Raw genomic sequence first — 11,140 nt, forward strand, 5'->3', positions numbered from 1 at the left:
CAGTGTCATTGTCGGATAGGAAGCCTTCCCTTTCTCTGTCATCTCGAACCGCAGTGAGAGATCTCCCACCCGTTCGACCTAGTCCAACGGGGGAGAGATTTCTCGCGTGCGCGCTCGAAATGACAGGACGAGGAGAGCGCTGTCGCATAGACAGGTTGGCGTTGACAGACTACTCCACACGACAGGATACGGGAGCGGCCGCAGCGCCATATTGCTCGATTCCTTGGCGCTAATAACCCTATCAACCGCCGTTCTACCCGATAGCCGGGATGCCGGAGGCTGCAATCTTGTCGTTGAGATCCTTCGTCACCGAATCGACAACCGCCTGCAACGCAGCGAGGTTCTCGTCGGCCTGGACCGCCAGAACTTCAAAGACGTCGTATGTCTGCTGAGGCGGGCGGGAGTCGCCGTAGGCGACGGTGCCTTGCAACGAGGCGAGCTTCGAGTTGACCTTCGGCGGGAAGTTGAACGAGTCGGCCGCGCCTTTCGAGCGCGACTCGACCAGTTCGCCCTCGGCCGCCAGCAGCTGCTCGCTGGCCTGCTCCAACGCCGGGACGAGATCGCCCTTGCCGGCATCGTGCAGGCGGCTCGCCCAGGTATCGATCTGCTCGCGCAGCTTGCGACTCGCGAGCACCGCCTCGTGGACAGCGCCCAGCTTGTCGCGGATCTGCAGCAGCAGGTCGCGCTGGGCGACGAGGTCGTCGTCACTGGCGCTGACGCGCGGATCACGCTTGACCTCGAACGGCTGGCGATACATGTTGCCGCCAACCTCGAGCCGAGCCTCGTAGTGGCCGGGGGCAACGACGGGGCCGATCGTACTGCCGCCCCAATAGAGCGAGAGCGCAGCGCCTTCAATCTTCATTGCGTCCGGATAGCGCATGTCCCAGACGAAGCGATACAGGCCCGGTGCAGCGCGCAGCCGCATGTCGGCGGGCAGTTTCGACTGATCGTCGGCTAGCGCAAAGCGCCGGATCTGCTCGCCCTCGGCAGTCCAGAAGCTGAGTGCGACATCCTCGGCCGGCTTCTCACCGGCGAGGGCGTAGTAGACCGTAACACCGAGGGCCGGATTCTCGCCGGCATCGAGCAGCTCGATGCGGGTACCGCCGTCCTCGGCGGCGCGGACGATACCCATCACCTGGCTACCGCCGGTGGTGATGTAGTCCTTGTATCCGACGGTGTCGGCGCGCCCCCATGAGTTGGGCGGCTTGATTCGGTATGTCGTCTGAATCGGGAACAGCCTGACCACGGCGTCGCCCGCTGCGGACTTCCACTCGCGGATCGGTGCGAGATCGTCGAGCAGCCAGAAGGAGCGCCCGTGCGTGCCAATGACGAGGCTGTTGTCGTGCACGATCAGGTCGTGGATCGGGACGACTGGTAGCGCGCGCCGGCCATTTCCGCCAACCCCGCCTGAGAGTTGCTGCCAACTGTCGCCGGCGTCCCATGATGCATAGAGGCCGGTCTCGGTTCCAGCGTAGAGCAGCCCCGGCGCGGACGGGTCCTCGCGTATCACCCGCGTAAAGTCGCCATCCGGGATACCGCTGGTGATGAGCTGCCAGGTCGCACCAAAGTCGGTCGTGCGCAGCAGGTAGGGCCGAAAATCATCCAGCTTGTAGCGGGTCGCGGCGACCCAGGCGGTGGCCGGGTCATGCGGGGAGGCATCGATGATGTTGATCAGTGACCAGTCGGGCAATTCGTTCGGGGTGACGTCGGCCCAGCTCTCGCCGCCGTCGCGCGAGACGTTGATACGGCCGTCGTCCGAGCCAGCCCAGAGGACGCCGGCCTGAACCGGGGACTCGGCGAAGGCGAAGATCGTTCCGTAGTACTCGGTGCTGACGTTGTCCTTGGTGATTGGCCCGCCGGATGGGCCAAGTGTCTCGGGATCGCCGCGCGTCAGGTCAGGGCTGATCGGCGTAAATTGCTGGCCGCCGTTGGTTGAGCGGAAAACGTGGTTGCCGGTGACGTACAGGACATCGGGGTCGTGCGGCGAGAGGACGATCGGGAAGGTCCACTGGAAGCGATACTTCATCGCCTCAGCGCCGTAGCCGATCGGGTCCTCTGGCCAGACGGTGATGTCCACCTCCTGGCGCGCGCCGTGGTCGTAACGCGTCATCCGCGTCGCGTAGCTGCCGGCAAAGATGATGTCGGGGTCATCGGGGCGCACGGCAATGTAGCCGGATTCGCCGCCGCCGACTGGCCAGGTGTCGTCTTCCGTAATCGCGCCACGATCGGAGTAGCTCGGGATCGTGATCGTGGTGTTGTCCTGCTGAGCGCCGTAGATGCGGTAGGGGAACTGAGTGTCGGTGGTGACGTGATAAAGCTGGGCAGTCGGCTGATTGTAGATGCTTGACCAGGTCACGCCGCCATCGAAAGAGACGCAGGCCCCGCCATCGTTGGCCTCGACCATCCGCTTTGGATTGGCCGGATCGATCCAGAGATCGTGATTGTCGCCGTGCGGCGTCGGAATCTGGATGAAGCTGGAACCGGCGTCGGTTGACTTCCACATGCCGAGATTCAGGACGTAGACCGTATCGGGATCGACCGGGTCAGCGAAGATATGCATGTAGTACCAGGGACGCTGACGCAACTCCGGGTTGTCGCTGACGCGAGTCCAGGTGTCGCCGCCGTTGTCGGAGCGGAAGAGGCCGCCGTCCTGCGCCTCGACGATGGCCCAGACGCGCTGCGGACGAGCGGGAGAGACGGTGACGCCGATGCGACCCTTGAGGCCCTGCGGCAGACCGGGGTTGTCGGTCAGCTCGATCCAGCTGTCGCCGCCGTCGGTCGTCTTGAAGATGCCGCTCCCCGGTCCGCCCGAAACGAGTGACCACGGCGAGCGCTGTGCCTCCCACATCGCGGTGTAGAGCGTGCGCGGGTTGGTGGCATCCATCGAGAGGTCGCAAGCACCGGTGCGCTCGTCGCGGTACAGAATCTTCTCCCAGGTCGCGCCGCCGTCGAGCGTGCGGTAGACGCCGCGATCCTCATGCGGACCAAAGGTGTGGCCGAACGCGGCGACATAGGCGTGATCGGGGTTGGTTGGGTGGACGCGGACGCGAGCAATATGGCGGGTCGTCTCCAGTCCCAGGTGCCGCCAGGACACACCGGCATCGTCGGACCGATAGACCCCATCACCGTGGGAGACGTTGCCCCGGATGCACGATTCACCCATGCCAGCGTAGACAACGTTGGGAGCAGATTCGGCAACGGCAACTGCGCCAACCGAGGCGGTCCGGAAATAGCCATCGGACACGTTCAGCCACGAAGCGCCGCCGTCTTCGGTCTTCCAGACCCCTCCGGAGCAGGCACCGAAGTAGTACGTCATCGGCTGGCTGGTGTGGCCAGCGACAGCGACACTTCGACCGCCGCGGAACGGCCCCGCCTGCCGCCACTGCAAGCCCGCAACAAGATCATGAACATTAGACATGAGTGAAATCCTCCCATCGGTGTCACCCTGCCGGTTGAGGCGATGGTAGTCCTGAGTGCTATGGTGGTCAACTGCGCCCGCCGGCAATTCCACGTGACTCAACCTTTGCTTGTGCGGTTGCGCAATCCGTGCTATTGTGGCAACGCTCCGGTGAATCGCACTCATGCATCTGAAGACTGGGAGGTAGAGCGATGCTCGATCGTAGTCGGCTCAGCCGTCGATCATTCATGCAACGCTCCGCCGCCGTGGCCGCCGGGGCGGCGATGGCGGGGTGGTCAGGAACACACACCGGCAAGGTGGCCAGGGCCGGGTCAATCTGGAACCCGGTCTATGAGGACATCCAGGAAGCGACGATTGCCGACCTGCAGGCGCAGATGACCGATGGCTCACTGACAGCACAACACCTGACTGGCATGTACCTGGCCCGGATCGCGCAGCTGGATCAGGACGGCCCACGGCTCAACTCGGTGATGATGACCAATCCGGACGCGCTCAACATCGCGATCAATCTCGATCGCGAGCGTGCTGAAGGGAACGTCCGCGGACCGCTGCATGGCATTCCGGTCCTGCTCAAGGACAACATCGATACCGCCGACCAGATGCCGAACACGGGCGGGTCGATCGCGCTGGCCAACAACTTCCGCACGCAGGACGCGACAATCGCAGCGCGCCTGCGCGAGGCGGGGGCGATCGTGCTGGGCAAGACGAACCTCAGCGAGTGGGCGAACTTCCGCTCGACCCAGTCGTCCAGCGGCTGGAGCGGCGCTGGACGACAGACGAAGAATCCATACGTCCTGACACACAACCCCTGTGGGTCGAGCTCCGGATCGGGCGCTGCAGCATCGGCCAACTTCGCTGCCGCGGCAATCGGCACCGAGACGGACGGCTCGATCGTCTGTCCAGCCAACGCCAACGGGCTGGTCGGCATCAAGCCGACGGTCGGACTGACCAGCCGCGCCGGTGTGATCCCGATCGCCCATTCGCAGGACACGATCGGGCCGTTGGCACGGACGGTGGCCGACGCGGCGGCGGTGCTCAGCGCGATCGCCGGGCCAGATCCGCGTGACGCGATGACGGCTGCCGGTGCCGACCAGGTACAGGCTGACTACACGGAATTCCTCGATCCGGACGCGCTCAACGGGGCGCGAATCGGCGTGCCGCGAACCGGTGGCATGTGGGGATACAGTCCCGAGGCCGATGGGATCGTCGAGGCTGCCATCCAGGCGATGCGCGACATGGGTGCCACGGTCATCGATCCGGCCGACATCCCGACGGCGGATCAGATGGCGAGCAGCAATGCCGAGTTCACGGTGCTGCTCTACGAGTTCAAGGCCGATCTCAACGCCTACCTCGCGACGGTCGGACCAGACGTGCCGGTGCGCTCGCTGGCCGACCTGATCGAGTTCAACACGGCCAACTGGGAAATCGAAATGCCCTACTTCGGGCAGGAGATCTTCGAGATGGCCGTTGACCTCGGCGGATTGGACGACCCTACGTATCTCGCCGCACTGGCCGAAAGTCACACGCTCTCACGCGAGCAGGGCCTCGACGCCGTCCTGGATCAGTACGATCTCGACGCGCTGGTCGCGCCGACTGGCAGCCCGGCCTGGCCGACTGACGTGCTCAATGGCGACCACTTCCTTGGCGCGAGCTCGGGGCCGGCAGCGATGGCCGGATATCCGCTCGTCTCGGTGCCGGCCGGCGACTCGTTTGGACTGCCGGTGAATCTCACGTTTATGGGACGCACCTGGAGCGAGCCGACGCTGATCGCGCTGGCCTACGCGTTCGAGCAAGGGACAATGCATCGGCGCGCGCCGAGGATGCTGCCGTCGCTCGATCTACCGTAGCATTCGGGGGACTTAATCTGGGCGCTGCTGGCGGACGCACCAGCCGGAGCAGCGTTCGCCAGCGCCCACTACGTGCGTCAGAGTGTCCGATCGGTCAAGGCGACAGCCATCAGCTTGTCCTGTCGTCTAGCGCCCGGAGGGCACCCGGCAACCGAAAGATCTCCCCCGGCCCGATACAGCCGAACGCAGCCGCGGCGCATCCCTCTGCTCTGTCATCCTGAACTGAGTGAAGGATCCGTGCCTCCCCGTCCGATTGAATCAGACAGGTGGGAGATCTTTCGGTTGCCGGGTGCCCTCCGACGGGTGATGCATATTGTTGAGGGAATAAAAGGAGGTACCGAGTCGCGTTAGGCTGGGCTTGAAAGGAGGCTCAGCATGACGATCGACATCGATACCTTCCTGACCGCAGTGTATGTCATTGTGGATGAGCTCTACCAGACCTACGCCGCGCCCGAGAAACCGATCCGTCCCGGTCCGAAGCCCCGCATGGCCGATAGCGAGGTGCTCACCTTGAAGATCTGCCAGCAGTGGTTTGGGCTGTCTGAGCGGGCACTGTGTCGTCTGGCTGACGCGCGCTGGCAGGCCTACTTTCCGCACCTCCTCAGCCAACCGGCCTTCAACCGGCGGGCACGGGATCTGAGTAACGTGCTGGTACACCTGGTGCCGCACCTGGCCGAGCACCTCGGTGCAGCGCTGCGACCGTACCAGGTCCTCGATGGCATCCCGGTACCCCTGGCGCGGCGCTGTCGTGGGCAATACCATCGGCTGTTTGCAGACGAGGCGTCCATTGGTCGGGGTGGCAGTGACCGGGACTGGTACTTTGGCTGTCAACTGTGGATCGCCGTGACCGACGATGGCATCGTGACCGGCTTTGTAGTGGCTCCCGCCAGTTGTGAGGGTCGGTGGGTCGCCGATGCCTTGCTGTGCTGGCGCCACGATCGGTGGGCCGAACCGTGGGGTGCCGATGACATCCCGCCCGGGAAACGCTGGTACCGGCCGTATCGCGGTCCGACCGGTCCGATCTGGCCACGTGATGGGGTCGGTGTACCGAGTACGGTGCCGTATCTGGCCGATGATGGGTTGGCCGGGAAGGCGTGGGCACCGCACTGGCACGACGATTATGGCGCGACAGTGCTGACCAAACAGGCGCTGGGGCCGCAGGCGACGGCGGCCGCTGCCCGCCAGCAGCATTGTGGTTGGCGGCAGATCGTTGAGACGGTGGGGCAGACGCTGACGAGCGTCTTTGGCTTGCGCTATCCGGGTGCCAGATCGCACTGGGGCGTCAGCACCCAGGTGGCGGCCAAGCTGTTAGCCTATAACGTCGGCATCTGGATCAATCGGTTGTTGGGTCGTCCCGACCTCGCCATGGCTACGCTCGTCGCCTGACAATATGCATCACCCGTCTGGGGGCACCCGGCAGTGAGAAATCTCCCACCCGCCCAACGCAGCCCAACGTAGGCGAGCACCGTTGGCTGAGGTATCACTAGGCGCTGCGACCTACCGGCGACGCATGTACGAGAATGCGAGCGCCATCGCCACGCCGATGACTGCGCCGATCAGAATCGGCACGCCGCTGCTGTCGAGGCGACCCAGAAGAGCCAGTCCGATGACGACGCCAAGCAGGACCATGGCACCGGATAACAGCGGCGGCTTCCTCCGCGAGCGGTTACGTTCGAATGACGAATCGTTCACGGCGGCTGCCTTTCCGACTGCTAATCACTCTTCTGCGAATCGAACGCCATGCCCAGTGCGATGCCGATGGCCAGGCCGACGCCGATACCCATCGCGAGATTGTCCAGCGCCAGACCCATAGCGACACCAATGGCGACACCGACGCCAATGCCGATACCGAGACCTTGGGTATTCTTCTCTTCAGGCTGCTTGTTCTCCGGCTCGCGATCGTCGTTCATGGTGCGCTCCTTTCTGCGAACCCTACATGACGTCGCAATCCAGAGGCCAGATCGGGCGCCGAACGCGGCGATACGGCAGCTGCTGGATGTTCGGCGATGATCGCCCCGGCCCATCGACCTCAATGATCGCGGCAGCCAGCGGCTCGAACGCGGCACGGAAATGGACGCTCGACTTCAGGGCGATGATCCGGCGTTCCTCCGGCGCAATCCCGACCGACCGCAGGAGTTGCGGATCGAGCGACTGGACGCGGTTGGATGACAGGATGACTTCGACAGGTGGATCGCCCACCTCAATGACCGCCGAGGGTCCCAACCTCGTTGTCGTGCCAGCGCCCATCGGCCCCTGTCCGGCAAAGCTCAGGTCGCCGACCCAGCGCACGAACGCGGCGATCTCGCGTACCGGACCACTGCTCCGGCTAGCCGCTGCGCCAAGCCGCAGCACGCCCCGCTGTCCCGCGCCGATGGTGGCCGCCTGGCGGACCGCTCTCTCATCGGCGATGGTTGCCACGACGGACCCGACTGCCCTCGCGTCCAGCAACGCCTGCAGGATCGCCGTCTCGCTGCCGGTCCCACCTGCGCCGGGGTTGTCGGCTACATCGGCCAGCACAACCGGCCGGTGCTCTGCTGCCATCGCCTGTGCTACTGCCTCGCGGACCGGTGTCAGCTCCGCGACGAACCGGCTGCGACGCTCCCAGCAGGCATCTGCCAGCCGGTCGGCAAGCTCGTTCGCGCAGCGCTCGTCAGCGTTCGTCGTGACCAGCACGGCCATGCCGGCATCGCGGATATCGCTGTAGGGGAACCCCGGCGTGAGTGTAATGGCGACAACGTCCCGCTCACGACGGAGGTCGACGGCCATCTCCGCCAGCTCGGCCATTGGCGTTGCGCCGTCGGTTCGTTGTGCCGTTAGCGGGCTGAGCAACGGCATCTGCCGCAACGCGTGGACCGGCCGAAAATCGCCGCGTCGGAGCCGCTCCATGAGCCGCACAGCCTGGCTGCCGCGTGCATAGGTGTCGATGTGCGGGTAGGTTTCGTAGGCCAGCAGGATGTCCGCCGCTGCGACCATCTTCGCTGTCAGGTTCGCGTGTGAATCGAGCACGACGACGATCGGCACGCCTGGCCCGACCGCCTTGCGCACTCGCCGCAGGATCTCGCCATCGGCGTCCTCCAGACCATCACTCACCATCGCGCCGTGGAGTGCCAGCAGCACGCCATCCAGATCGTCCGACGCCTGCGCCACCGCGATCCCACCGACCAGCTCGTTGGTCAGCGCCTCAAACACACCGCGCCGGACACGTCCCCCCGGCGTCGCTGAGGCAAACAGCAGCGGCTCGATCTCCCAGTGGAGGGCCAGCGCCGTATCGACGATGCCGCCCAGAGCGGTGCTTGCACCGCGACTGCCGTCGATCAGCGCCTGTCCGCGCACGAGCGTCCGGCACTGGAAGTCGCTCAGCGTCGTCTGCTGCGGTGAGAACGTGTTGGTTTCCTGCGAGATGCCGCCAACGGCGACTCGCGTCATTGCCCCTTGCTCCGTTCGGTCGTCCGAGTTGTTCGACGCAGTATGGTGTACGGGCAAATGCCGCGACAACGAGCATGCAGTTGCTTGCCACCGGTGCGGTCGCTATCATCGCCGGATCAGAGCGCCGACTATGTGCGGAGGCAAGCAGATGCAGTCGATCGACGCGACAGATTCACAGCGACTCGGGGACGATCCGTTCACGAACCAGCGCGGCGCACAACCGGCCGGCAAACGCGAGGTTGATCTTTATGTCCGCACCTACTCAACGCTGCTGCGCTCCTCCGGCCCGGTCGATGTCGATTCGCTTATCCCTGCCCATCTGAACATCCAGTCGAGCCTTCATGCGCTCGCCGCCTCCGAGGTGTCCGACATGGGCGCGCTGATGTACAGCACGATGCGCCTGCCGCCCGAGATCGTGACCGTTCAGCGCATTCTGCTGGGGCAATCGCACTCCGTCTTCGCCCGCCACGGCTACACGAATCTGGACGAGTGGACCTCGGTCTCCGCGCCCGGTCGTCGCCGTCGCTGGCAGTGGGACGGCCACGACACGCTCGCGGTTATGGTTGGCTCGGCGTCGGATCTGGACGACCTTATCCCGACGATCGTCGGCTGGCAGATCGAGTGGAACAAGCTGCATCAGCGCATCCGCGACACGCCCGAGCTGGCGGAACTGATCGAGGCTGGATCACGACGACCGGGACAGCCGGACGGTGAGAGCGACGCACAGCAACTGGAGCAGATTGGCGAATGGCTGCAGATCCCGCCGACCGACTGGGCGCGACTCTGCTCGGCCTGGGGGAGCGAGTTGTGGCCGAACCTGCGCCGACTCGCGGACCACAAGCGCGACCTGCGCCTCCAGATGCTCGGCGGCACCTACCTCGGCTACACCCGTTCGGCGCAACGCTGGTGGGCACCAGCCGGCCGCGAGCTGGCCGACCTCGGCCTGGCCGATCGCCCCGTCTACTTCGTCTCCTCGAACACGCACTCGCTCGCCAACATCCTGACCGGCACGGTCCGCCGTCGCCGCGAGGAGCTGATTCGCTTCGTTGAGCAATCCGCCCACCCCGACCTGCTGCCGGAACTGCGCAAGCTGCAGGCAGGCGAGGTGCGCGCATCGTGGGACAACTTCCTCTACTACACGGCTCGGCTCTACTACGCGGCCAATCGCGAGGCCCGCGCTGCCCGCGACGCCGAGGAAGCTGAGCACGGCGTTGTGACGCTGGAGCCGACCAGCGCGCTCGATGTCGGCATCCAGATCATGGATCTCTCGCGGCTGACGCCCGACGACCTCGACCCGCGCATTCGCGACTACTGCCCGAACGGCACCGACGCGGTCATCGTCAACATCAACTACCCGCTCGGTCTGGCCGCGTACCACATCTTCGGCCAGGTCGCGACCGGGGTCGATCAGCTCCGCGGGATCTACATCCTCGGCAAGGCCGCGACGCTCAACGCGCGTATCGGCGACGTCATGATCTCGAACGATGTCTACGATGAGCATTCCGGCAACACCTACTGGTTCGCCAACTGCTTCTCCAGCGCCGACCTCGACCCCTTCCTCGTATACGGCTCGACGCTCGACCGCCAGCGTGCCGTGACCGTCAAAGGCACCTACCTGCAGAATCGCGGCTATCTCGACTTCTACTACCGTGAGAACTTCACCGTCGTCGAGATGGAGGCCGGCCCGTACCTGTCGGCGCTCTATGAGGACGTCGCCCTCACCCGCCACCCAACCAACGAGAGCGTCAACATGAGCCAGATCCCGGTCGATCTCGGCATCATCCACTACGCCTCGGACACGCCGTATTCCCACGCACACACCCTCGGCGCGCGCGGCCTGTCCTACTACGGCATGGACTCCACCTACGCCGCCACCCTCGCCATCGTCCGCCGCGTCTTCGAGGACTGCCGTGCACCGTAATGCGCGCCAGGTGTCGGCCATGATCGTCGCATTGAGAATCGTCCGGTCATTGTGCCGCGGTTTGCCGGCAAACTGAAAGCAGAACTCTCCGAGGATCTGGTCACCTACTAGCGACGAATTCGGGATGAGTGGTCGTGAGAGGCGGTCGTTCCAACGTTTCGTAGGGACAGCGCTCGCGCTGTCATCGCCGTGAGGCGACCCTCCCCCTTCAACAGATCGATCGCCACTGCGGCAGCCGAAGCGCTCTGTTGTTTTCGGCCAAATGACGTCCTCTCAGTCCTCTCACCAGAGATCGCGTCTATGTGTGAAATCGATCGTCCATCCACCGCGCCGGATTGTTGGCAATGTACTCCCTGATTCGATCCAGGTCGGCATCGGTGCGGATGACATGGTCGTAGAACGATCGTTGCCACAATGAAATCCCCTCTGGCTGTGGCATCCGGTTGATTTGGCGAGTCACCCGTCCCTTGAAGCCGGAAACGATGGTCGAAAGTCCGTGGGGTTGTTCATTGTCCACCGAATGAATTG

The 11,140-nt window shown here is 64.6% G+C and carries 8 protein-coding genes; 3 read left to right on the forward strand and 5 right to left on the reverse strand.

Annotated elements, in window-relative coordinates; translation table 11 throughout:
• Window positions 1-253 precede the first annotated feature (253 nt).
• On the reverse strand, window positions 254-3,418 hold the full coding sequence (locus M9890_08720) for a glycosyl hydrolase (GenBank protein ID MCO5177034.1): 3,165 nt from the start codon (window positions 3,416-3,418) through the stop codon (window positions 254-256).
• A gap of 191 nt (window positions 3,419-3,609) precedes the next feature.
• On the opposite strand from M9890_08720, the gene M9890_08725 reads away from it, so the two are divergent.
• Window positions 3,610-5,265 carry an amidase gene (locus M9890_08725; protein ID MCO5177035.1) on the forward strand — a complete coding sequence of 552 codons (1,656 nt, stop codon included), beginning with the start codon at window positions 3,610-3,612 and terminating at the stop codon, window positions 5,263-5,265.
• A gap of 375 nt (window positions 5,266-5,640) precedes the next feature.
• Window positions 5,641-6,651, forward strand: coding sequence for a hypothetical protein (locus M9890_08730; GenBank protein MCO5177036.1), 1,011 nt, complete (start codon window positions 5,641-5,643; stop codon window positions 6,649-6,651).
• A gap of 111 nt (window positions 6,652-6,762) precedes the next feature.
• Here M9890_08730 and M9890_08735 read toward each other — a convergent pair whose 3' ends face one another.
• Genes M9890_08735 through M9890_08745 form a run of 3 tightly spaced genes read right to left on the reverse strand, consistent with a single transcriptional unit; the run spans window position 6,763 to window position 8,691 of the window.
• Entirely contained in the window at window positions 6,763-6,957 is a 195-nt protein-coding gene (locus M9890_08735; protein MCO5177037.1) for a hypothetical protein, read from the reverse strand.
• 20 nt (window positions 6,958-6,977) lie between these two features.
• Window positions 6,978-7,175 (reverse strand): hypothetical protein, encoded by a 198-nt coding sequence (locus tag M9890_08740; GenBank protein ID MCO5177038.1) that lies wholly within the window; start codon window positions 7,173-7,175, stop codon window positions 6,978-6,980.
• A 22-nt stretch (window positions 7,176-7,197) separates the two neighbouring features.
• Window positions 7,198-8,691, reverse strand: a complete 1,494-nt coding sequence (locus M9890_08745) for a M81 family metallopeptidase (protein ID MCO5177039.1) — start codon at window positions 8,689-8,691, stop codon at window positions 7,198-7,200.
• 148 nt (window positions 8,692-8,839) lie between these two features.
• On the opposite strand from M9890_08745, the gene M9890_08750 reads away from it, so the two are divergent.
• The gene (locus M9890_08750; protein MCO5177040.1) at window positions 8,840-10,612 is read left to right on the forward strand and encodes a hypothetical protein; all 1,773 of its coding nucleotides are present in this window, start codon (window positions 8,840-8,842) and stop codon (window positions 10,610-10,612) included.
• A 298-nt stretch (window positions 10,613-10,910) separates the two neighbouring features.
• On the opposite strand, the gene M9890_08755 is transcribed toward M9890_08750, so the two are convergent.
• Window positions 10,911-11,140: transposase (locus tag M9890_08755; GenBank protein MCO5177041.1), on the reverse strand; the 230-nt coding region annotated here is incomplete at its 5' end.

This window comes from Thermomicrobiales bacterium, from assembly GCA_023954495.1.
Lineage (GTDB): Bacteria > Chloroflexota > Chloroflexia > Thermomicrobiales > CFX8 > JAMLIA01.